General features: G+C 71.8%; 22 protein-coding genes. 13 read left to right on the top strand and 9 right to left on the bottom strand.

Going from position 1 to position 21,215, the window contains the following annotated elements:
• Window positions 1-135 precede the first annotated feature (135 nt).
• Entirely contained in the window at window positions 136-813 is a 678-nt protein-coding gene (locus tag ACRRSS_RS13120; protein WP_435971377.1) for a uracil-DNA glycosylase, read from the top strand.
• Window positions 814-889: 76 nt separating this feature from the next.
• On the opposite strand, the gene ACRRSS_RS13125 is transcribed toward ACRRSS_RS13120, so the two are convergent.
• Window positions 890-1,972 carry a WD40/YVTN/BNR-like repeat-containing protein gene (locus ACRRSS_RS13125; RefSeq protein ID WP_435971378.1) on the bottom strand — a complete coding sequence of 361 codons (1,083 nt, stop codon included), beginning with the start codon at window positions 1,970-1,972 and terminating at the stop codon, window positions 890-892.
• Window positions 1,973-2,174: 202 nt separating this feature from the next.
• A complete protein-coding gene (locus ACRRSS_RS13130; protein ID WP_435971379.1) occupies window positions 2,175-3,260 on the bottom strand; it encodes an NADH:flavin oxidoreductase/NADH oxidase in 1,086 nt (361 codons plus the stop codon).
• 125 nt (window positions 3,261-3,385) lie between these two features.
• Here ACRRSS_RS13130 and ACRRSS_RS13135 point away from each other — a divergent pair, with 125 nt between their 5' ends.
• Window positions 3,386-3,739: an ArsR/SmtB family transcription factor gene (locus tag ACRRSS_RS13135; RefSeq protein WP_435971380.1), complete on the top strand. Its 354-nt coding sequence runs from the start codon at window positions 3,386-3,388 to the stop codon at window positions 3,737-3,739.
• Between the two features lie 132 nt (window positions 3,740-3,871).
• Here ACRRSS_RS13135 and ACRRSS_RS13140 read toward each other — a convergent pair whose 3' ends face one another.
• Window positions 3,872-4,522, bottom strand: a complete 651-nt coding sequence (locus tag ACRRSS_RS13140) for a DUF305 domain-containing protein (protein WP_435971381.1) — start codon at window positions 4,520-4,522, stop codon at window positions 3,872-3,874.
• Window positions 4,523-4,698: 176 nt separating this feature from the next.
• Between ACRRSS_RS13140 and ACRRSS_RS13145 the strand changes: the two genes are divergently transcribed.
• On the top strand, window positions 4,699-6,234 hold the full coding sequence (locus tag ACRRSS_RS13145; protein ID WP_435971382.1) for an LVIVD repeat-containing protein: 1,536 nt from the start codon (window positions 4,699-4,701) through the stop codon (window positions 6,232-6,234).
• On the opposite strand, the gene ACRRSS_RS13150 is transcribed toward ACRRSS_RS13145, so the two are convergent.
• From ACRRSS_RS13150 to ACRRSS_RS13165, 4 genes are all read right to left on the bottom strand, one after another.
• Window positions 6,213-6,884, bottom strand: a complete 672-nt coding sequence (locus tag ACRRSS_RS13150; protein ID WP_435971383.1) for a TetR/AcrR family transcriptional regulator — start codon at window positions 6,882-6,884, stop codon at window positions 6,213-6,215. The genes ACRRSS_RS13145 and ACRRSS_RS13150 overlap by 22 nt on opposite strands.
• A gap of 129 nt (window positions 6,885-7,013) precedes the next feature.
• Entirely contained in the window at window positions 7,014-7,784 is a 771-nt protein-coding gene (locus ACRRSS_RS13155; protein ID WP_435971384.1) for a phosphatase PAP2 family protein, read from the bottom strand.
• Window positions 7,785-7,878: 94 nt separating this feature from the next.
• Window positions 7,879-8,814, bottom strand: coding sequence for a M56 family metallopeptidase (locus ACRRSS_RS13160; RefSeq protein WP_435971385.1), 936 nt, complete (start codon window positions 8,812-8,814; stop codon window positions 7,879-7,881).
• A gap of 135 nt (window positions 8,815-8,949) precedes the next feature.
• Window positions 8,950-9,564: a DUF5134 domain-containing protein gene (locus tag ACRRSS_RS13165; protein WP_435971386.1), complete on the bottom strand. Its 615-nt coding sequence runs from the start codon at window positions 9,562-9,564 to the stop codon at window positions 8,950-8,952.
• A 170-nt stretch (window positions 9,565-9,734) separates the two neighbouring features.
• Between ACRRSS_RS13165 and ACRRSS_RS13170 the strand changes: the two genes are divergently transcribed.
• The 5 genes from ACRRSS_RS13170 (at window position 9,735) to ACRRSS_RS13190 (ending at window position 14,570) form a co-directional block, all read left to right on the top strand.
• Window positions 9,735-10,286, top strand: a complete 552-nt coding sequence (locus tag ACRRSS_RS13170; RefSeq protein ID WP_435971387.1) for a GNAT family N-acetyltransferase — start codon at window positions 9,735-9,737, stop codon at window positions 10,284-10,286.
• A gap of 156 nt (window positions 10,287-10,442) precedes the next feature.
• A complete protein-coding gene (locus tag ACRRSS_RS13175; RefSeq protein ID WP_435971388.1) occupies window positions 10,443-11,849 on the top strand; it encodes a DUF6421 family protein in 1,407 nt (468 codons plus the stop codon).
• Window positions 11,850-11,884: 35 nt separating this feature from the next.
• Window positions 11,885-12,646, top strand: coding sequence for an SDR family NAD(P)-dependent oxidoreductase (locus tag ACRRSS_RS13180; protein ID WP_435971389.1), 762 nt, complete (start codon window positions 11,885-11,887; stop codon window positions 12,644-12,646).
• Complete coding sequence (locus ACRRSS_RS13185) at window positions 12,643-13,722, top strand: threonine aldolase family protein (protein ID WP_351898086.1); 1,080 nt, start codon at window positions 12,643-12,645, stop codon at window positions 13,720-13,722. Before ACRRSS_RS13180 ends, ACRRSS_RS13185 begins: the two co-directional genes overlap by 4 nt.
• A gap of 155 nt (window positions 13,723-13,877) precedes the next feature.
• Window positions 13,878-14,570: a B3/B4 domain-containing protein gene (locus ACRRSS_RS13190; protein ID WP_435971390.1), complete on the top strand. Its 693-nt coding sequence runs from the start codon at window positions 13,878-13,880 to the stop codon at window positions 14,568-14,570.
• Window positions 14,571-14,618: 48 nt separating this feature from the next.
• On the opposite strand, the gene ACRRSS_RS13195 is transcribed toward ACRRSS_RS13190, so the two are convergent.
• Window positions 14,619-15,341 (bottom strand): lysophospholipid acyltransferase family protein, encoded by a 723-nt coding sequence (locus ACRRSS_RS13195; RefSeq protein WP_435971391.1) that lies wholly within the window; start codon window positions 15,339-15,341, stop codon window positions 14,619-14,621.
• Window positions 15,342-15,578: 237 nt separating this feature from the next.
• Here ACRRSS_RS13195 and ACRRSS_RS13200 point away from each other — a divergent pair, with 237 nt between their 5' ends.
• The 5 genes from ACRRSS_RS13200 (at window position 15,579) to ACRRSS_RS13220 (ending at window position 20,092) form a co-directional block, all read left to right on the top strand.
• A complete protein-coding gene (locus ACRRSS_RS13200; protein WP_351897711.1) occupies window positions 15,579-15,890 on the top strand; it encodes a TlpA family protein disulfide reductase in 312 nt (103 codons plus the stop codon).
• 197 nt (window positions 15,891-16,087) lie between these two features.
• A complete protein-coding gene (locus ACRRSS_RS13205; RefSeq protein WP_351897709.1) occupies window positions 16,088-16,612 on the top strand; it encodes a flavin reductase family protein in 525 nt (174 codons plus the stop codon).
• Window positions 16,613-16,811: 199 nt separating this feature from the next.
• On the top strand, window positions 16,812-17,597 hold the full coding sequence (locus ACRRSS_RS13210; protein WP_055599476.1) for an electron transfer flavoprotein subunit beta/FixA family protein: 786 nt from the start codon (window positions 16,812-16,814) through the stop codon (window positions 17,595-17,597).
• Between the two features lie 54 nt (window positions 17,598-17,651).
• Window positions 17,652-18,626, top strand: coding sequence for an electron transfer flavoprotein subunit alpha/FixB family protein (locus ACRRSS_RS13215; RefSeq protein WP_435971392.1), 975 nt, complete (start codon window positions 17,652-17,654; stop codon window positions 18,624-18,626).
• Window positions 18,627-18,793: 167 nt separating this feature from the next.
• Window positions 18,794-20,092, top strand: a complete 1,299-nt coding sequence (locus ACRRSS_RS13220) for a DUF6986 family protein (RefSeq protein WP_435971393.1) — start codon at window positions 18,794-18,796, stop codon at window positions 20,090-20,092.
• A 49-nt stretch (window positions 20,093-20,141) separates the two neighbouring features.
• Here ACRRSS_RS13220 and ACRRSS_RS13225 read toward each other — a convergent pair whose 3' ends face one another.
• Window positions 20,142-21,176: a LacI family DNA-binding transcriptional regulator gene (locus ACRRSS_RS13225; protein ID WP_435971394.1), complete on the bottom strand. Its 1,035-nt coding sequence runs from the start codon at window positions 21,174-21,176 to the stop codon at window positions 20,142-20,144.
• Window positions 21,177-21,215: the final 39 nt, after the last annotated feature.

Genomic DNA, 21,215 nt, shown 5'->3' on the forward strand with positions numbered 1-21,215 from the left:
GGGTGGGGCGGGGGAGTGGGCGGAGTCTAGGGGGTGGGCCGGCGGGAACGCCGGACCGGGGTGTCACCGACGCCGTACCGAGGGTTCACCGGCGCCGGACCGGGGTGTCACTGTAGGCCGGTAGAGTGACGGACCGTGACAGCGCGACCTTTGAACGAACTGGTGGGGCCCGGCTGGGCGGAGGCCCTGAGCCCGGTGGCCGGGCGTGTGGCGGAGATGGGCGACTTCCTGCGTGCGGAGATCGCCGCGGGACGGACGTACCTGCCGTCCGGGCCGAACGTGCTGCGCGCGTTCCAGCAGCCCTTCGACGACGTACGGGTCCTGATCGTGGGTCAGGACCCCTACCCGACGCCGGGGATGGCGATCGGACTGAGCTTCGCGGTCGCGCCGGAGGTCCGTTCGCTGCCGGGGAGCCTGGAGAACATCTTCCGGGAGCTGCACACCGACCTGGGGCTGCCCCGCCCGTCGAACGGCGACCTGACCCCCTGGACCCGACAGGGCGTTCTCCTCCTCAACAGGGCGCTGACCACGGCCCCGCGCAAGCCGGCCGCCCACCGCGGCAAGGGCTGGGAAGAGGTGACCGAGCAGGCCATCCGCGCGCTGGCCGCCCGCGGCAAGCCGATGGTGTCGATCCTCTGGGGCCGCGACGCCCGCAACGCCCGCCCGCTCCTCGGCGACCTGCCGGCGATCGAGTCGGCGCACCCGTCCCCGATGTCCGCGGACCGGGGCTTCTTCGGCTCCCGGCCCTTCAGCCGCGCGAACGAGATGCTCCTGAACCTGGGCGCCCAGCCCGTGGACTGGCGCCTGCCCTGACCCCGGCCCCTCCGTACGGGACTCGCGTCTCCTACGGAGGGGGTGCCGGGGAGCGGGCGCGGGGTCCAGGCCGGTCTCAGATCACCGCCGCCCGGACGCACAGCACGTCCGGCAGGTGTTCGGCGAGGAGCCGCCAGGTGTCGCCGTCGTCCGCGCTCGCGTACAACTCGCCGTTGCGGTTGCCGAAGTACACGCCCGCCGGGTCCGCGTCGTCCGTGCACAGCGCGTCGCGGAGCACCGTGCCGTAGTGGTCGCCCTCGGGCAGTCCCCGGGTCAGCGGTTCCCAGGTGGTTCCGGCGTCGGTCGTGCGGTAGACCCGGCACCGGCGGCCCGCCGGCACCCGGTCGGAGTCCGCGGTGATCGGGAAGACGTAGGCGGTGTCGGCGCGGTGCGGATGCGCGGCGACCGCGAAGCCGAAGTCGGAGGGGAGTCCGGATCCGATGTCCGTCCAGCTGGCCCCCGCGTCGTCGCTGCGGAAGACGCCCCAGTGGTTCTGGAGGTAGAGCCGGTCCAGGTCGCCCGCGTCCTGGGCGATCTTGTGGACGCACTGCCCGAACTCGGGGTTCGGGTCCGGCAGGAACACCGCCGACACGCCCTGGTTGGACGGTGCCCAGGCGGCCCCGCCGTCCTGTGAGCGGAACACCCCGGCCGTCGACACCGCGACCGTCAGGGCGTCCGGGTCGCGCCGGTCGGTCACCACGGTGTGCACGGCCTCGCCGCCCCCGCCGGGCACCCACCGGGAACGTGTCGGGTGCTCCCACAGCGGACGGACGAGCTCGAACGACTCCCCGCCGTCCGCCGACCGGAAGAGCGCGGCCGGCTCCGTGCCCGCGAAGACGACGCCGGGCGAGTGCTCCGGCGCCGGATGCAACTGCCAGACGCGCTCCAGGGAGGCGCCGGTGTCCTCGGGGAACTTCACCGCGGGGCGCGCCGGTTCGGTCCAGCTCCTGCCGAGGTCGTCGGAGTGGAAGACGGACGGCCCCCAGTGGGCGCTGTCCCCGCCCACGAGCAGGCGCGGGGTCGGCCCCCTCGTGTCGACGGCCACCGAGTAGACCGCCTGCGCGGGGAACGCCGGATCGTCGAACTCCCATCGGCCGTCGTGCCTGCGGCCGATGAAGAGCCCCTTGCGGGTGCCTACGGTGAGGAGTACGTCGGGCATGTCTGCCACCTCCAGGACGCCGTTGTCGCGGACACCGGCCAGTCTGCACCCGCCCACTGACAACGGCCCCCGGACACTCCCGCACCCGCCCCGCCGCCCCGCGACAGCCCCGCGTCGCGGGGCGCCCGCCGAGCCGCCCCGGAACCACCCGGCCCGGACGGCCGTCCTGACGGGCCCGGCGGCGGCCGCCGGGCCCCGGCGGTCAGATCGCCCAGGCGTACGGCGACGGGGCCGCGTGCGTCTCCGCGCCGAGGTCGCGGGCGGCGCGGCGGGCCCAGGAGGCGTCGCGCAGCAGCTCGCGGCCGAGCAGGACCGCGTCGGCCTCGCCGTTGGCGACGATCTTCTCCGCCTGCTCGCTCTCGGTGATGAGGCCGACGGCGGCCACGGGCAGCCCGGTCTCCGCCTTGACGCGGGCCGCGAAGGGCACCTGGTAGCCGGGGCCCACCGGGATCCGGGCGGGGCCGCCGTTGCCTCCGGAGGAGACGTCGAGGAGATCGACGCCGTGCTCGCGCAGGAGCGCGGCGAACCGCACGGTGTCGTCGGCCGTCCAGCCCTGTTCCTCAAGCCAGTCGGTGGCCGAGACGCGGAAGAAGACGGGGAGTTCCTCGGGCCATACGGACCGGACCGCGTCGACGACCTCCAGGGCGAGACGGGTCCGGTTCTCGAAGGAGCCGCCGTACGCGTCGGTGCGGTGGTTGCTGTGCGGGGAGAGGAACTCGCCGATGAGGTAGCCGTGGGCGCCGTGCACCTCGACGACCTGGAAACCGGCGTCGAGGGCGCGGCGGGCCGCGTCCGCGAACTGTCCGGTGATCTCCCGGATCCGTTCCACGGTCAGCTCGGTGGGGACCGGGTAGCCCTCGGCGAACTCGACGGGGCTGGGGGCGACGGGCTGCCAGCCGGGACCGCCCTCGGGGACGGGCCCGCGGCCCTCCCAGGGGCGCCTGGTCGAGGCCTTGCGGCCCGCGTGCCCGATCTGGATGCCGGGCACGGTGCCGTGTTCCTTGAGGAAGTCGGCGATCCGCCGCAGGGCCTCGGTCTGGGTGTCGTTCCAGAGGCCGAGGTCCGCCGGGCTGATGCGCCCCTCGGGGGAGACGGCCGTGGCCTCGACGAGGATCAGCCCGGTGCCGCCGGTGGCCCGGGAGGCGTAGTGGGCGAAGTGCCAGTCCGTGGCGACTCCCGCGTTCGGTCCGGTCATCTCCGCCGAGTACTGGCACATGGGTGCCATCCAGACCCGGTTGGGCACGGTCAGGGATCGCAGGGTGTAGGGCTGGAACAGGGCGACGCTCATGACGGACTCCGTTTCGGGATGCCTCGAAGGACGCTAGTACGGTAACCATCGTAGTACGGCGCCTGTCAAACTACGAGAGATCTCGTACAATGGGTCCGTATCCCGGATGAAGTGGAGCCGCCACCGTGACGACCACCACGAGCCCCCGCGCCCTCGAACACCCCACGCGTGACCAGATCCGTCTCGAATCGGTGCTGCACGCGCTCGCGGACCCGGTGCGGCTGAGCATCGTGCGGGAGCTGGCGCGCGAGGGCGCCGAGCTGAGCTGCTCGTACTTCGACCTCCCGGTGACCAAGTCCACGACGACGCACCACTTCCGGGTGCTGCGCGAGAGCGGCGTCATCCAGCAGACGTACCGGGGGACGGCCAAGCTCAGCGCGCTGCGCGGGGAGGACCTCGACGCGCTCTTCCCGGAACTCCTCGCCACCGTACTGGCGGCGGCCGACGCCCAGGCCGCCCGCGACGGCGAGCTCGTCTGACGGCCCGGCGCCGTCCGCCCCTGTCCCACCCGCTCCCGCTCCCGCGCCCGCGCCCGCGCCCGCGCCCCGGGCGGGGCGGGGCCTGAAGTGACGCCCGGGCGCGGCCTGGAGTGACGCCCGGGTGGACGCCTCCTACAGCGACCGCATCCGGCTGATCTCCGCGGTCTGCTGGGCGATCACGTCGTTCGCCATCTCCTCCACGAGGACGTTGTTCCCCTCGCTCAGCACCTCGGCCGCCATCGTCACCGCCCCCTGGTGGTGCGTGATCATCAGCTTCAGGAACAGCTCGTCGAAGGCCTCGCCCTTCGCGTTCCCCAGCTCCTTCAGCTGCGCCTCGGTCGCCATGCCCGGCATCGAGTGGTGGTCGTGGCCGGCCTGTTCACGCGGTCCACCGTTGTTTTTCAGCCAACCTTCCATCGCGCCGATCTCGGGCTGCTGCGCCGCCGCGATCCGCTCGGCCACCTTCCTGACCTGAGTCGAGCCCGCCCGTCGCGGGGCGAGCGCCGTCATGGTCAGGGCCTGCCGGTGGTGCGCGATCATCATCTGGACATACGTGAAGTCCGCGCCGTTGGGGCTCTCGTCCGGCATCAGCCGGGCGGCCTCCTCGGGGGATATCCGCCGGGCCGGTTCCCCGGGCTTGCCCGGGGCCACCACCGTGGTTCCGGTCGATGCCGCGGCCTTCGGTGCGGCCTTGTCCGGTCCCGACTCGCAGGCGGCCAGGGCGAGTGCGGCGACGGCGGACAGGGCCACGGCGACGACGGCCCGGTGACGGCGGATCAACAACGTGACCTCCAGATTTTCTTGCGGCGACAGTGACCGTTCCTAGCACTTTTCTCGGGGTGACCGATCAAAATCCTTCATTACGTCTGTGTTGCCATCTGTTGAGATGTGCACGGCAAGGAAGATACTGCCGAGGTCCAACACCCGTTCAAGGCTGAACGGATACCAGGGAGGACGGAGTGACTTCGTTGCGTACCCCGCGTACCACGTCCCACACGCGTGACCCGCGTGCACGGCTCAGACGCCTGGGCGTGGCATCCGCCGCGGCCGGTCTGCTGGCCACACTGCTCGCGGCAGGCCCCGTGGCCGCCACACCCGATCCCGGAGACGCCCTCGTCCAGGGCAAGGTCTCCTCGGAGCAGGCGGCCGACGCGCGCTCCGCCATCCAGAGCGGTGAGATACCCGGCGTGGACGAGATCGTCCACAGCTCGAACATCCAGCACCTCGCGAACATCCCCAAGGACGCGCTCAAGGGCCTCAACACGGACCTCGCGTTCCAAGGCGAGTACGCCTTCGCCGGCAACTACGACGGCTTCCGGATCTTCGACATCAGCAACCCGAAGGCCCCGAAGACCGTCGCCCAGGTCCTCTGCCCGGGCTCCCAGAACGACATCTCCGTCTCCGGGGACCTGCTGTTCCTCTCGACGGACTCCTCCCGGAGCGACAACTCCTGCGCCAGCACCACGCAGCCCGCCTCGGTCAAGGAATCCTGGGAGGGCATGAAGATCTTCGACATCAGCGACGTCAGGAACCCGAAGTACGTCGCCGCCGTCGAGACCGCCTGTGGATCGCACACCCACACGCTGGTGCCGAAGCGCAAGGACGTGTACGTCTACGTCTCCTCGTACTCGCCCAGCGCCGCGTTCCCGGACTGCCAGCCCCCGCACGACGGCATCTCGGTCATCAAGGTGCCCCGCAAGGCGCCCGAGAAGTCCAGGATCGTCTCCTTCCCCGTCCTCTTCCCGGGCGAGGGCCCGGACGGCGGCGGCAACCCGGGCGCGCCCACCAACCCGGGCGTCTCGAAGACCACCGGCTGCCACGACATCACCGTCCTGCCGGAGAAGGACCTCGCGGCCGGCGCCTGCATGGGTGACGGCATCCTCTTCGACATCGAGGACCCCGAGCGTCCGCGGGTGATCGACCGCGTCCAGGACAACGTCAACTTCGCGTTCTGGCACTCCGCGACCTTCAACCAGAAGGCCAACAAGATCGTCTTCACCGACGAGCTCGGCGGCGGCGGCGCGGCCACCTGCAACGCGGCCGTCGGCCCGAACCGCGGCGCCAACGGCATCTACGACATCGTCGGCAAGGGCAAGCGCAGCGAGCTCGTCTTCCGCAGCTACTTCAAGATCCCGCGCCACCAGGCCGACACCGAGAACTGCGTCGCCCACAACGGCTCGCTGATCCCGGTCAAGGGCAAGGACCTCATGGTCCAGGCGTGGTACCAGGGCGGTGTCTCCGTCTGGGACTTCACCGACTCCCGCAAGCCCAAGGAGATCGCCTACTTCGAGCGCGGTCCGCTCTCGGCCACCACCATCGCGACCGGTGGCTCGTGGTCCGCGTACTACTACAACGGCTACATCTACTCGAACGACATCGCCAAGGGCTTCGACGTCCTGAAGCTCTCCGACCGGCGCACCGACGCCGCGAAGCGGATCCGGATGGACGAGCTCAACGTCCAGACCCAGCCGGACTACTTCGACTTCGACGACTGAGCGGGACCGTGACGGCCGCCTGACGGCCTGAGCGGCGGCGTGCCGTCGGGCGGACCCCCGTCCGGCGGCACGCCCGCCTCCCAGTCGAGGCCGTACCGGTGGAACAGCTCCGACCGCAGCCGCGCCAGCGGCATCCGCGCGCCCGGAAGCAGGACCGCCACCACCGCGCCCATCAACAGGGCGCGCAGCAGCGGATAGTCCGTGTCCACGTCCTCGGAGCCGTACCGGGTGACCGTGTCGCGCAGCAGGAAGGCGAGGCGCTGCTGCTCCTCGCACCGCACGAACCCCTCGGCCTGCAGGATGCCCGCCATGTGGGTCCGCATCAGGGTGGGCCGCTCCGCCGCGAGCCCCAGGATCGCGTCGATCGCGCGGGCCAGCCGCTCGCGGCCGTCCTCCGAGCGCGGCTCGCGCTCCAGCGCCGCCTCCAGCGTGAGGTGCATCAGCCGGTGCACCGCCGCCTGGAGCAACTGCCGCTTGCCCGGGAAGTAGTACGAGATCAGTCCCCGCGCCGTACCGGCCCGCTCCGCGATGTCGCCGAGCGTGGTCGCCTCGTAGCCATGGGTGTCGACCAGCTCCACCGTGGCCTGCAGAATGCGCTCCCGCGACCTGCGCCGGAGCTCTTCATTGACCGATGGGCTACGCGGGGACATGCTGGACTCCTGCGTTGACTGGCTGCCGGCCAATATACTCGGCGCATCCCGTCGGCATGCCTCCGTGGCAGGCCGCCGGGGATGCCGTCTGTTCTGGGCGACACGGGGGATCGTCCAGAACAGGCGGCTTCATCGTGCTTCCCCCATTCTGCTCCCGCCGCCGATGCCGCCGTCCTGGGCGTCTCCGGCCCCGGCGCCCCCGGCCCCGGATCCGTCCCTCCCGGAGGCCCCGGTCCCCCCGGCTCCGGCAGCCGCGATCCCCGCCCCGGTCCAGAGGCCGCGTCGCGCGCTCCAGCGGTAAGTAAGGACCGACACGGCCACGCAGCACCAGCCGAGCAGCCAGCCCCCGAGGACGTCCGTGGGCCAGTGGACGCCCAGGTAGATCCGCGTCCAGCCCACGCCGAGCACCGAGACGACCGCGGCGACGGTGAGGGCGCCCCAGCCGCGCCACTCGTCACGCCAGCGCAGCGCCATGACCCAGAGCAGCAGCCCGCAGGTGACCATGGCCGTCATCGCGTGCCCGGACGGGAATGCGGCGAACCGCGCCGAGTCGACCGGGTCGTCCCACTCGGGCCGCTCCCGCCCCACCAGCGACTTCAGACCCTGCTGGAGCCCCACGGCCAGCAGGCTCGTCCCGGCCACCCACAGGGCCAGCCGCCGCTCCCGCCCCATCCACAGCAGCACCACGGCGGCCGCGGCCAGGGCGCGCATCGTCCATGGGTCCCAGACCCAGTCGCTGAGGACGCGGTTCAGGCCGGTGAGTCCCGGGTCGGCGACGGCGTCACGGTGGAGCGCCTCGGCCACCGAACGGTCGAAGGAGAGCAGGGGTGTCCACCCCGCCGCGACGAGGACGAGCAACAGGAGGAACAGGACGCCGGAGACCAGAGCGGAGGAGCGCATGCCTCGATCCTGCCCGACATCCGGCCCCGCATGATCCTCCGGTCGTCCCGCGCGCGCCGCCGCACCCCTTCCGGCGTGATCGACGAGGAACCACCTATCCCAGCGCGCTGAGCGCCGGGACGAGGGCCACGAGCACCGGGACCACCGGCACCAGGGACGCGGCCGCGGTGAGCCGGAGGCGGCGGCCGGCCGTGAGCCGGGGTGTCGCGGCGAGGAGCCGGTTCACCCGCCGCGGCAGATCCCCGTAAGGGGCCGGGCCGGGGCCGAACACACCCCGGTCCTCGTTCAGTTCGACCAGGGCGAGCGCGATCGTCAGACGCCCGAACCGGCGCGAGGCCACGTCGTCGGCGGCCAGCTCCACCAGCCGGTGCATCTCCTCGCGGAAGGCCGCGAAGACCGGGATGCCCGGGAAGCCGGCGGCCAGCGCGGCGGAGCAGTGCCGCAGCCAGTCGTGCCGGGCGCGGGCGTGGCCCTGCTCGTGCGCCAGGACGGCGTCCAGCTGGCGGCCCTTCAACCGCCGCAGCGCGGCCGTGGTGATGACGAGCTGCGGCGTGGTCCCCGCCAGCCACCAGGCGTCCGCCCGCTCGCCCTCCAGGACCACGAGCCGCTCGCTGCCGGGTTCCTCCCCGGGCAACAGCGGCGCGCGGACGAGCAGATCGCAGCGGCGCAGCCGGCGCCGGGTCCGGGCCTGGCTGAACTCCCGGCCGAGCATCGCCCCGGACCAGACCCCGCCGGCCGCCAGGGCCACCGCGAGCACCGCGGACCAGGGTCCGCTCGTCCCCAGCTCGTAGGCGTCGACCACGGCGCGCGGCGCGGGGGCGAAGAGCTGCCCCCGTACGGCCTGCCAGGCGGTCGACGCGCTGAACGTCATGGAGAGGGCGAAACTCAGCAGCACGGCGGCGACCACGCACTGCCAGACCCAGAGGGCCACCACGGGTTCTCGCTCGACCCAGTCCGCCCGGGACAGCAGCCGGGGGGCTGCGAGGGCGGTCAGGAGGCCGAGCAGGAACAGCACGAGGGAGACCCACATGGGCGCCAGCCTATGAGCGCGGTACGGTGCGGGGGTATGGCCTCGGACGGCAAGTGACGTACGCCACGGTTTCGTTGATCCCCGAGCCGCCCTCGGAGGCGACCGCGACTCCCGCGAACCTCCGTCCGCCCGTCCTCAGAGGGTCACCAGCATGGCGAGGGTCGCGAGCCCCATCGACAGCCGGCAGGCGAGCGTCAGTTCCGGCCGGGTCGCCCAGGCCGGCCCGGTGCCTCCCGCCCCCACCGGGGGTCTCGCGGCCCCCCCGTCGCCCGCCCCCGCCAGGGGGGCCGGGACCGGCAGCGCGACCGGGACGAGTCTCGCGCCCGTGTGCAGCACGTACGCCATGTAGTAGAGGAGCAGCCCGCCCGTGAGCACCGGTACGCCGCCCGCCGTGGCCGCCGTGTGCCCCGCGTGCGCCCCCGGGGCCGGCGCCGCCATGGTCAGCGCCATGTAGACCATGACGAGCGAGCCGACGAGGTGGTGCACATGGTGTCCGCCGCGCCGGACCGCGAGGAGGCCGTGCAGCGCCGCGGCGCCGAACACCACCGCGTACACCGCCCAGCTCCACTCCGGCGGCGTGAGCGCCGCCGTGGGCAGGGCCATGGACGCCATCCCGAACCCCATGACGGCCTCGCCGCCCGCGGCCCGGCGCTCCTCCCCGGTGCACGCGCGCATGCGCGCCAGGCAGTACGCGCCGGTCGTCACGCACAGCGCGACCATCAGCCACCCGGACAGGGCGGGTCCGTGCACGCCACACCTCCCCCTCGACGCCGTCCCTCCCCGGAAGATGCCCGCCGCCGTTGGTGAACACGCGGGCGCACGGGTGCGCACAGGCGTACGAGGGGGAGTGAAGGGGTCGCGTTAGGCTCGGGACGATCGCGTACGCCGATCGTCAGCGCCCGAGGGGAGCCCCCGTTCACATGGACACCGCCACGTCGCAGGAGACCGGCCGGATCAGCTACCGCGAAGCGGTCCTGGACGACGTCCCCGCACTCGTCCCGCTCGTCGAGTCGGCCTACCGGGGCGACTCCAGCCGTGGCGGCTGGACCACCGAGGCGGACATCCTCCAGGGGCAGCGCACCGACCCCGACGGCGTGGCCGCCGTGATCACCGCGCCCGGCAGCCGGCTCCTGGTCGTCGAGCGCGACGGCGGGATCGTCGCCTGCTGCCAGCTGGAGCACCGCGGCGACGCCGCCTACTTCGGCATGTTCGCGGTCCGCCCCGAACTGCAGGGCGCGGGTCTGGGCAAGCAGATCATCGCGGAGGCCGAGCGCCGGGTGCGCGAGCTGTGGGACGTGCGCGAGATGCACATGACGGTGATCTCCGTGCGCGAGGAGCTGATCGCCTGGTACGAGCGGCGCGGCTACCGGCGTACGGGGCTGACGACGCCCTTCCCGTACGGCGACGAGCGCTTCGGGCTGCCCCAGCGCGACGACCTGGAGTTCGAGCTCCTGGTGAAGCCGCTGGGCTGAGCAGGGCGGCGGAAGGGTGGCTTCAACCCTGACTGACAGGAAAAACTTCTGCGATCAGGGGGGTCGCGCAGGATAATTTCTCTTGCTCCCCTTGTGGCAAAGAACCGTCAATGGTTACGGTGTCTTGACGCGAGGTTCTCCTGTGAAGGAAGAGGCATGACGGAAATTCTTGTGCAGGACGTGACCGGTGGGGGGATATCCACCGCCGCCCGGGTGATCGACCACCCCGCCTGGCCCGAGCTCAAGAATGCCGTGGAGGAGTTCCGCGCCTGGCAGAGCGCGGACGGCTCCATCGACTTCGAACGCGAGGGCGCCCCCGCCCGCTCCCTGGCCGAGCTGACCCTCGACCGCGTCACCGCCGCGGTCGAGCAGCTCTCCCCGCTCGTCCCCCACGACGGCGCCTACCACCGCGCCCTCGTCTCCGACCTGCGCAAGTGGGCCGAGAGCGGCTTCGCGGTCCCGGACTTCCTGGACTCGCTGCTCGCCTTCCAGCCGGCCGCCGACCGTGTCGACGGGCTCCAGCACCTGGTGCTCTTCCCGATGTACACGCAGAACGGCAACCCCGACCGCAACCTCGAAGCCGTCGTGCTCCGCATGGTGTGGCCGGAGTGGCTCGCCGAGCTGGAGCGCACCCGCTACGACAACCCGCTCTTCTGCGGCATCACCTTCGAGGACTTCACCGCCGGGTACGACACCAACTCGGCCGTCCTCTTCCCGGAGACCATCGCCGTCCGCGAGGCCCCCGAGCGCTTCACCTGGGGCGGCATCTTCTGCGACCGCGAGGCCGCGCGCTTCCGCAAGGTCACCGAGGCCGCCGTGGACACCCTCGGCATCCGGCTGCCGGCCGACATCGCCGCGATGATCGACGACCAGGAGCGCTGCGAGAAGGCGTTCGTGCTCTGGGACATGGTCCACGACCGCACCCACAGCCACGGCGACCTGCCCTTCGACCCCTTCATGATCAAGCAGCGCCAGCCCTTCTGGATGTACGGCCTGGAGGAGCTCCGCTGCGACCTCACCGCCTTCAAGGAGGCCGTGAAGCTGGAGGCCGAGGGCAACACGCACGGCCGTGACGTGCAGTACGCGGTCCTCTTCGACCGGATGTTCCGCTTCCCGCTCACCGGCGACCGGAACCGCAACTACGACGGCCTCGGCGGCCAGCTCCTCTTCGCGTACCTCCACAAGAACGACGTGGTGCGCTGGACGGACAACACCCTCAAGATCGACTGGCAGCGCGCCCCCGAGGTCACCAACCAGCTCTGCGGCGACATCGAGAAGCTCTACCGCGACGGCATCGACCGCCCCAAGCTCGTCCACTGGTTCAAGGCGTACGAACTCGTCTCCACCTACCTCGCCCCGCACCCGGGATCGAAGTGGGCCAAGGGCCCCGACGCCCTCGACCTGTCGCTGCCGCCCCGCAAGCTCGTCGACGACGTGCTTCCGGACGAGTTTCCGCTCAGCATGTTCTTTGAGGCCCTCGCCAAGAAGCTGAAGGGCGTGATCGCCGACACCAAGGGGATCACCGCCGCCGACGTCCCGCGCACCGAGCGGGCCGCCGCGTGAGCGCTCGTACGGACGACACCGAGGAGGCCGCGCCCATGAACGCGAACGGAAACGGCGGGCCGCTGGACGGCGCCGTCATCGCGGTCGCCGGCGCGGCCGGCCCGGCGGGCCGCGCGACGCTCCTGCGTCTCGCCGAGGCGGGCGCGACCGTCGTCGGCTCGGACGCCGACCCGGCGCGCCTCGCGGAGGCCGTGGACGCCGCCCGCTACGCCCACGGCGGCGCCAAGGTCGTCGGCGACACCGTCGACCTCCTCGACCTGGCCGCCACCCGCGACTGGGCCGACAAGACCGAGAAGGAGTTCGGCCGGATCGACGGCCTGGTCCACCTCGTCGGCGGCTGGCGCGGCAGCGGCTCCTTCACCGAGACCGACCTCACGGACTGGGACTTCCTGGAGAAGCTCCTCGTCCGCACCGTCCAGAACACCTCGCTCGCCTTCCACGACGGACTGCTCCGGAGCGGCGGCCGCGGCCGCTACGCCCTGATCAGCCAGGTCGGCGCGCACAAGCCGCTCGCGAACAACGCCGCGTACAACGCCGGCAAGGCGGCCGCGGAGGCCTGGACCCTGGCCATGGCGGACTCGTTCCGCAAGCTGGGGGGCGACGACGGCCCGCAGGCGGCTGCTGCGATCCTGGTGATCAAGGCATTGGTGCACGAGGCCATGCGCGCCGAACGCCCCAACGCGAAGTTCGCGGGCTTCACCGACGTCACCGTCCTGGCCGACGAGATCGCCGGCCTGTGGAGCAGGCCCGCCCAGGAAGTGAATGGACAGCGTCTGTGGCTGACCCCCAAGCCGTGACCGCGGCCCTCGGCCCCAGGACCGACGCACGTCGTCACCACGACCCGTCGGTCCGGGGCTTCGCCAGCGACAACTACGCCGGCGCCCACCCCGAGGTCCTCGCGGCCCTCGCCCTCGCCAACGACGGCCACCAGGTCGCCTACGGCGAGGACCAGTACACCGAGCACCTCCAGCGGATCATGCACAGCCACTTCGGCCCCACCGCCGAAGCCTTCCCGGTCTTCAACGGGACCGGCGCGAACGTGACCGCCCTCCAGGCGCTCACCGACCGCTGGGGCGCCGTCATCTGCGCCGAGTCCGCACACATCAACGTGGACGAGGGCGGCGCGCCGGAACGGATGGGCGGCCTCAAGCTGCTCACCGTGCCCACCCCGGACGGCAAGCTCACCCCCGAGCTGATCGACCGGCAGGCGTGGGGCTGGGAGGACGAGCACCGGGCGATGCCACAGGTCGTCTCGATCACCCAGAACACCGAGCTGGGCACCGTCTACACGGTGGACGAGATCCGCGCGATCGTCGAGCACTCCCATGCCAAGGGCATGAAGGTGCACCTCGACGGCGCCCGGATAGCCAACGCCGCCGCCTCGCTCGACGTCCCGATGCGCGCGTTCACCAACGCGGTGGGCGTCGACGTCCTCTCGTACGGCGGCACGAAGAACGGCATGCTCTTCGGCGAGGCCGTGGTCGTCCTCAACCCCGACGCGGTCAGCCACATGAAGCACCTGCGCAAGCTGTCCATGCAGCTCGCGTCGAAGATGCGCTTCGTGTCGGTGCAGCTGGAGGCCCTCCTCGCGAAGGACCTGTGGCTCCGCAACGCCCGCCATGCCAACGCGATGGCCCAGCGCCTCGCGGCCGGGGTGCGCGAGGTCGACGGGGTGGAGATCCTCTACCCGGTGCAGGCCAACGCGGTCTTCGCCCGGCTGCCGCACGACGTCACCCGGCGGCTCCAGGAGCGCTTCCGCTTCTACTTCTGGGACGAGTCCGCCGGCGACGTGCGCTGGATGTGCGCCTTCGACACCACGGAGGACGACGTCGACGCCTTCCTCCAGGCGCTGAAGGAGGAGCTGGCGCGGTAGCGCTCGCGATCCGACGAGAACGGCCGGTCCCGAAGTCACCGACTTCGGGACCGGCCGTTTCCGCGTGCGCGCGCAGGACAGTGCAGCACAGTGAATTATTCAGTGCTCTAGACTGAACTGGACCCTGTGCCCCGGACATCAGCGAACGGCGGATCATGACCCTCACGCTCACCGTCTCCGACGAGGTGCGCACCCTCGTCCCCGGCTTCACCGCGCTCGTCGTCGAGGCCCACGGCCTGGTCAACGGGCCCAGTGACGACACCAGTTCGGCCCTCCTCGACGAGGCCGCGCGACGGCTCGCCGCGCGCCTCGACGGCCGCACCCCGGACCAGGACCCGCACATCGCCGCCTGGCGCGCCGCGTACACCGCGTTCGGCGCCAAGCCCTCCCGGACCCGCAACTCCGCGGAGGCGCTCGCCAGGCGGGCGCTCGCCGACGGCGGACTGCCCCGCGTCAACCGGCTCGTCGACGCCTACAACGCGGTGAGCGTCGCCCATCTCATCCCGGTCGGCGGTGAGGACCTGGGCCGGATCAGGGGCGCCATGAGCCTCGTGCGGGCCACCGGCGACGAGTCCTTCGTCACCGTGGCGGGAGGGGAGGAGGCGGTGGAGCACCCCGCGCCCGGGGAGGTCGTCTGGTGCGACGAGGAGGGCGTGACCTGTCGCCGCTGGAACTGGCGCCAGGGTCCCCGTACCCGCATCGACGACGACACGGTCGACGCGGTCTTCCTGCTCGAATCGCTCGCCCCCATGACCCGGGAGGAGCTGCTCGCGGCCGGCTCCGAACTGGCGGAGTCGCTGGAGAGGCTCAGCCCGGGGGCCCGGATCACCGTCCGGGAACCGGAGTGACGATTCCGCGTCGGGGCGGGCCGGAGAGTCCCCGCCGGCGTCCTGCCGTCAGCCCGCGTCCTTGACCTCGGCCGGCGTCGGAGCCGTACCACCGAGGTGCGCGGGCACCCACCACGTGTCGCTCGCGTCCTTCGGGCGGACCGGGTAGGCGCGCTGCGCGGCCTCCAGGAGCTCCTGGACGCGCTCGCGCAGCCGCCGGGTGATGGCGCCCGCGTACTGGTCGGTGGGCGCGTCCATGGGCTCGCCCACGCGGATCGTCACCGGGATGTGGCTCCGCCTGAAGTTCCGCGAACGGCCCTTCGTCCAGATCCGCTGGGTACCCCACAGTGCCATCGGGATCAGCGGGACGCCCGCCTCCTGCGCCAGGCGCGCCGCACCCGTCTTGAAGCCCTTGAGCGTGAACGACTGGGAGATGGTCGCCTCGGGGAAGACGCCGACGATCTCACCGGCCCGCAGCGACTCCAGCGCGTGCTCGTAGGCGTGCTCGCCCTGCGAACGGTCCACCGGGATGTGCTTCATGCCGCGCATCAGCGGTCCGGAGACCTTGTGCCGGAAGACCGAGTCCTTCGCCATGAAGCGCACCAGGCGCTTCTGCGGCAGCGCCGCGAGACCGGTGAAGATGAAGTCGAGGTAGCTGATGTGGTTGCTCACCAGCACCGCCCCTCCCGTCCGCGGGATGTGCTCGGAGCCCTGCGTCTCGATCTTCAGGTCGAGTGCCTTGAACAGGGTGAGCGCGGCACCGACGACCGGTCGATAGACAAGTTCTGCCATCGGGGAGGAACCTCTTCTTCGTGTGCCTGGGGAGGGGTCCCCCGAGCGAAGTTACGCAGCCGTAGGTTTTCGGCTTTGGGCAGATCGTGCCCCATGCGGGCCGCCGTGACCAGTCCACGCGGCTTCGTACAGGGAGATTCTCGTCACTCGCGGTGGTCGTGGCGGGAATCGAACGCTCCCGTCCGACGCTGCACCCGGTGACAACGCCGGAGAGACCGTGAAGAGAGGGGAAGAAGGGTGACCGAGACGCTCGGACCGGAGACGCTCGGCGTCCCACTGGGGGAGCGGGCCACGCTGGTCCAGTTCTCCACCGCCTTCTGTCAGCCCTGCCGCGCCACCCGCCGCACCCTCGCCGAGGTGGCCGCGATGGTGCCGGGGGTGGGCCATGTGGAGATCGACGCCGAGGAGCGGCTCGATCTCGTACGCGAACTGGGCATCGAGCGGACCCCCACCGTCCTCGTCCTCGACCGGACGGGCCGCGTCGTCCGCCGGGCCGCCGGACAGCCGCGCAGGGTGGACGTCATCGCGGCCCTGGGGCGGGCGGTCTGACGCGGTGACACTTCTCCCACATCGCGGTACGCACTTGACTGCACGCGACAACGATCGTCACTCTGACGGAGTGCCCCCAGAACTCCTTCTCTACGGCCGGACCCACGTGGACCTGGCCCGCAACGCGAGCGCGCGCTGTCCGGGCGTCTGACGACCCCAGGACCTAATCCATGCCGCCCTCGCAGAAGGACAACTCCATGACGGTTTCGCCCGAGCTCCGCGCCGTTCCCACGATAGGCGCCCCCCGGCAGGCCTCACCCGATCTGCTCCGCTCCGTCTTCCGCCGGCACGCGGCCGGTGTCGCGGTGGTCACCGCCCACGGGGAGCGGCCCGTCGGCTTCACCGCGACCTCGCTCAACTCCGTCGCCGCCGAACCGCCGCTGATCTCCTTCGGGGTGGGCACCTCCTCCTCCAGCTGGCCCGTGCTCGCCGAGGCCGAGCACATCGGCGTGCACATACTCGGTGAGCACCAGCAGGAGCTCGCCGCCACCTTCGCGCGCAGCGGCGCCGACCGCTTCGGGGAGGGGACCCGCTGGAGCGTGGGCCCCGAGGGCGTGCCCGTGCTCGACGGCGTACTCGCCTGGCTGGTCTGCCGTGTGGTGGCCCGCGTGCCCGCCGGCGACCACCGGATCGTGATCGCGCAGGCGATCGCCGGAGACCCCGAGGGGGCGGGCCGGCCGCTCCTCTACCACCACGGACGCTTCAACGCGCTGCGCGACTGAGGGTTCCCGTACGCGCCGCTCTCCGCGCGTTGGGCAGATCACACCGCTGAGCGCTTGCTTACTGGCAACGGACTGGATGTACTGGCGAGTAATATTTCGGTCGGGGCGTCCGGCGCCCCGACCGGAAACCCGCCCTTCAGGCGCCTATGCTGCGAGCAACAAGGCAGCCCAGTTATGACGATGCAGTAGGAGAGCCGGCGTGAGCTTGAGGATCGTTGTCTGTGTGAAGTACGTGCCCGACGCGACCGGAGACCGTAAGTTCGCGGACGACCTGACGGTCGACCGCGACGACGTCGACGGCCTGCTGTCGGAGCTCGACGAGTACGCCGTCGAGCAGGCACTGCAGATCGCCGAAGAGGCGGACGACGCCGAGGTCACCGTGCTGACGGTCGGCCCCGAGGACGCCAAGGACGCGCTGCGCAAGGCGCTCTCCATGGGCGCCGACAAGGCCGTCCACGTCGAGGACGACGACCTGCACGGCACCGACGTCATGGGCACCTCGCTGGTGCTCGCCAAGGCGATCGAGAAGACCGGCTACGACGTCGTCATCGCCGGCATGGCCTCCACCGACGGCACCATGGGTGTCCTCCCGGCGATCCTCGCCGAGCGTCTGGGCGTCCCGCAGGTCACGCTGCTCTCCGAGGTCTCCATCGAGGACGGCGTCGTGAAGGGCCGCCGTGACGGCGACTCCGCCTCCGAGCAGCTGGAGGCCTCCCTCCCGGCGGTCGTGTCCGTGACCGACCAGTCGGGCGAGGCGCGTTACCCGTCCTTCAAGGGCATCATGGCCGCCAAGAAGAAGCCGGTGGAGTCCCTGGAGCTGGACGACCTGGACATCGACGCGGACGAGGTCGGCCTGGCCGGCGCGTGGACCGCGGTCGACTCCGCCGCCGAGCGTCCGGCGCGCACCGCCGGCACGATCGTCAAGGACGAGGGCGAGGGCGGCAAGCAGCTCGCCGAGTTCCTCGCGGGCCAGAAGTTCATCTAAGGCTCGCGCGAGCCCCTCAGACCGTCCCTTTCGTTCGCAGGAGATTGAAGTCCCATGGCTGAGATTCTCGTCTACGTCGACCACGTCGACGGAGCCGTCCGCAAGCCCACCCTTGAGCTGCTGACCCTCGCCCGCCGCATCGGCGAGCCGGTCGCCGTCGCGCTGGGCAACGGCGCCGCGGACACCGCGGCCGTCCTCGCCGAGCACGGCGCGGTGAAGGTCCTCACGGCCGACGCCCCCGAGTTCACCGAGTACCTGGTCGTCCCGAAGGTCGACGCCCTCCAGGCCGCCTACGAGTCGGTGTCCGCCGCCGGCTCCCTGGCCGCCGTCCTGGTCCCCTCCTCCGCCGAGGGCAAGGAGATCGCGGCCCGCCTCGCGGTCCGCATCGGCTCCGGCATCATCACCGACGCCGTGGACCTGGAGGCCGGTGACGAGGGCCCGGTCGCGACGCAGTCCGCGTTCGCCGCCTCCTTCACCACCAAGTCCCGTGTCTCCAAGGGCGTCCCGGTCATCACGGTCAAGCCGAACTCGGCCCCCGTCGAGGCCGCCCCGGCCGCCGGCGCCGTCGAGGCCCTCACGGTCTCCTTCGGCGCGCTGGCCACCGGCACCAAGGTGACCGCCCGCACCCCGCGCGAGTCGACCGGCCGCCCGGAGCTGACCGAGGCCGCGATCGTGGTCTCCGGCGGTCGCGGTGTCAACGGTGCCGAGAACTTCGGCATCATCGAAGCGCTCGCCGACTCGCTCGGTGCCGCCGTCGGCGCCTCGCGCGCCGCGGTCGACGCCGGCTGGTACCCGCACTCCAACCAGGTCGGCCAGACCGGCAAGTCGGTCTCGCCGCAGCTGTACATCGCCTCCGGCATCTCCGGCGCGATCCAGCACCGCGCCGGCATGCAGACCTCGAAGACGATCGTCGCGATCAACAAGGACGCCGAGGCGCCGATCTTCGACCTCGTCGACTACGGCGTGGTCGGCGACCTCTTCGACGTCGTCCCGCAGCTGACCGACGAGGTCAAGAGCCGCAAGGGCTGAGCTCGACAGGGTTGACCTGCGTTTCTGTACGGTCCGGGGGCCGCGTGGTGATCATCGCCACGCGGCCCCCGGCCGTTTCGGACACCCATTGACGTGGGTCCCGACGGACTACTAACTTCGCTATACGGATTGTTGATTCCGTGAAGCGGAAAACAGGAGGATGTGGGATGGGTCAGCAGGAGAAGGTGTCGACGAGCCTCGCGGGCGCGGTCAGCGAGGGCATCAGCGCCTCCCTCGCGGCGGTGGACGCCGAACTGGACCGCCGCTACCCGGGAGACCCCGGCACCCGCCAGCCCGTCCACACCGTCTACGTCCCCGGCGACGTCTTCGACGCCGGCACCATCCGCTCCTGGGGCGACCAGGCCCTCGCGGCCCTCGACGAGCACGCCCCCGACGCCGCCTCCTTCGCCGCCGTCCTCGGCCTCTCCGACGACCTCGCCGAGGACGTCCACAGCCGCGTGGTCGCCAAGCTGGAGCGCGAGCCGATCGAGGACCTCCGCGTCGACTTCGAGGACGGGTACGCCGGACAGGGCGGGGCCGCCGAGGACGCGGACGCCGCCCGCGCCGCCCGGCTGATCTCCGAGGCGTACCGGAACGGCACCGCCGCCCCGTACATGGGCATCCGGATGAAGTGTATGGAATCCGCCGTACGCGACCGGGGCATCCGCACCACCGACGTCTTCCTCACCGGTCTCCTGGAGAACGGCGGCCTCCCCGACGGCCTCGTCCTCACCCTCCCCAAGGTCACCTACCCCGAGCAGGTCTCCGCCTTCGTCCGCCTCCTGGAGGCCTTCGAGAAGGCCCACGGCCTCGACGCCGGCCGCCTCGGCTTCGAGATCCAGATCGAGACCAGCCAGTCCATCCTCGCATCCGACGGCACCGCCGCCGTCGCCCGCATGATCGGCGCCGCCGAGGGCCGCGCCACCGGACTGCACTACGGCACCTTCGACTACAGCGCCTGCCTCGGCGTCTCCGCCGCCTACCAGGCCAGCGACCACCCGGCCGCCGACCACGCCAAGGCGATCATGCAGGTCGCCGCCGCCGGCACCGGCGTCCGCGTCTCCGACGGCTCCACCAACGTGCTGCCCGTCGGTACCACCGAGCACGTCCACGAGGCCTGGCGGCTCCACTACGGCCTCACCCGCCGCGCCCTCGCCCGCGCCTACTACCAGGGCTGGGACATGCACCCCGGGCACATCCCCACCCGCTACGCCGCCGTCTTCGCCTTCTACCGCGAGGGCTTCGAGGCCGCCGCCAAGCGCCTCTCCGCCTACGCCAACCACGCGGGCGGCGACGTCATGGACGAGCCCGCCACCGCCAAGGCCCTCAGCTCCTACCTGCTGCGCGGCATCGACTGCGGCGCCCTCGACACCGCCGAGGTCGACGCGCTCACCGGCATGGACCGTGCCGCGCTCGACCGCTTCGCCGCCCCGCGCCGCGGCGACCTGACGGCCTCCGCGGAGTAGGAACCCCGCCGGCTCGGCGGCGGAGCGGGAACCCCGCCGCCGAGCCCGCTCAGTCGCTCGACGGCGCGATCTCGCCCGACCCACGGGCGAGCAGCGTCGTGCCCAGGACCACCCGCTCCGGCGCCTCGTCGGCCCCGTCGAGGCGCCGGAACAGGCGCTCCGCCGCCGTCCGTCCGAGCGCGGCCGCGTCCTGCGCGATGACCGTGACACCGAGCAGATCGGCCAGCTCGATGTCGTCGAAGCCGACCAGGGCCACCGGCCGCGACTGCCCGGCGAGGACCCGGACCACCGTGACCATGACCCGGTTGTTCCCCGCGAACAGCGCCGTCACGGGCTCCGGCGCGGCAAGCATCTCCCGTACCGCCGCGCTCACCCGCTCCGGGTCCGTGGACCCCGGCGATACCCACGCCTGCCGCACCGGAAGGCCCGCGTCCTCCATCGCCGCGCGATAGCCGCGCAACCGCTCGGACGCGGTGTGGATACGGGGACGGTCACCGATGAAACCGATCCTGCGGTGCCCGTGGGCGATCAGATGGGCCACCCCGTCACGGGCCCCGCCGAAGCTGTCGGAGAGGACGGCGTCGGCGTCGATCAGACCGGCGGGGCGGTCGACGAAGACGGTGGCGACACCCGCCCTGATCTCCGGCTCCAGATAGCGGTGGTCGTCACCGGCGGGGATCACGATCAGCCCGTCGACCCGCCGCGCGCACAGCGCGAGCGCCAGCTCCTGCTCCCGGTCCGGGTCCTCGGCGCTGGAGCCGTTGATGAGAAGGGCGCCGTGCGCCCGCGCGACCTCCTCGACCGCCCGGCTGAGGGGCCCGTAGAACGGGTCGGCGAGGTCCTCCAGGACGAGTCCGACGGTCGCGGTCCTGCCCTTGCGCAGGACCCGCGCGCTGTCGTTGCGGCGGAAGCCGAGGATCTCGATGGCCTCCTGGACCCGGCGCTCGGTGTCCGGGGTGACCCCCGGCTCGCCGTTCACGACCCGGGACACCGTCTTCAGGCCGACGCCCGCGCGTGCGGCGACGTCCTTCATCGTGGGCCGGTTGCCGTAGCGGTGCTCGGGGCGGCGGGCGGTTTCGGCCACGGTGTGCGCTTCCTCCGTCGGGATCGGTGTCGTGCCTCT

It is taken from the genome of Streptomyces sp. Qhu_M48, from assembly GCF_051305195.1.
GTDB lineage: Bacteria > Actinomycetota > Actinomycetes > Streptomycetales > Streptomycetaceae > Streptomyces.

Bases quoted from the DNA above. Each gene is read 5' to 3' on its own strand.
- ACRRSS_RS13160 (WP_435971385.1), bottom strand. From the start codon at position 8,814: ATGTGGGTCTCCCTCGTGCTGTTCCTGCTCGGCCTCCTGACCGCCCTC.
- ACRRSS_RS13205 (WP_351897709.1), top strand. From the start codon at position 16,088: ATGACGGTTTCGCCCGAGCTCCGCGCCGTTCCCACGATAGGCGCCCCC.
- ACRRSS_RS13195 (WP_435971391.1), bottom strand. From the start codon at position 15,341: ATGGCAGAACTTGTCTATCGACCGGTCGTCGGTGCCGCGCTCACCCTG.
- ACRRSS_RS13130 (WP_435971379.1), bottom strand. From the start codon at position 3,260: ATGAGCGTCGCCCTGTTCCAGCCCTACACCCTGCGATCCCTGACCGTG.
- ACRRSS_RS13150 (WP_435971383.1), bottom strand. From the start codon at position 6,884: ATGTCCCCGCGTAGCCCATCGGTCAATGAAGAGCTCCGGCGCAGGTCG.
- ACRRSS_RS13190 (WP_435971390.1), top strand. From the start codon at position 13,878: ATGACCCTCACGCTCACCGTCTCCGACGAGGTGCGCACCCTCGTCCCC.
- ACRRSS_RS13170 (WP_435971387.1), top strand. From the start codon at position 9,735: ATGGACACCGCCACGTCGCAGGAGACCGGCCGGATCAGCTACCGCGAA.
- ACRRSS_RS13155 (WP_435971384.1), bottom strand. From the start codon at position 7,784: ATGCGCTCCTCCGCTCTGGTCTCCGGCGTCCTGTTCCTCCTGTTGCTC.
- ACRRSS_RS13175 (WP_435971388.1), top strand. From the start codon at position 10,443: ATGACGGAAATTCTTGTGCAGGACGTGACCGGTGGGGGGATATCCACC.
- ACRRSS_RS13180 (WP_435971389.1), top strand. From the start codon at position 11,885: ATGAACGCGAACGGAAACGGCGGGCCGCTGGACGGCGCCGTCATCGCG.
- ACRRSS_RS13125 (WP_435971378.1), bottom strand. From the start codon at position 1,972: ATGCCCGACGTACTCCTCACCGTAGGCACCCGCAAGGGGCTCTTCATC.
- ACRRSS_RS13215 (WP_435971392.1), top strand. From the start codon at position 17,652: ATGGCTGAGATTCTCGTCTACGTCGACCACGTCGACGGAGCCGTCCGC.
- ACRRSS_RS13220 (WP_435971393.1), top strand. From the start codon at position 18,794: ATGGGTCAGCAGGAGAAGGTGTCGACGAGCCTCGCGGGCGCGGTCAGC.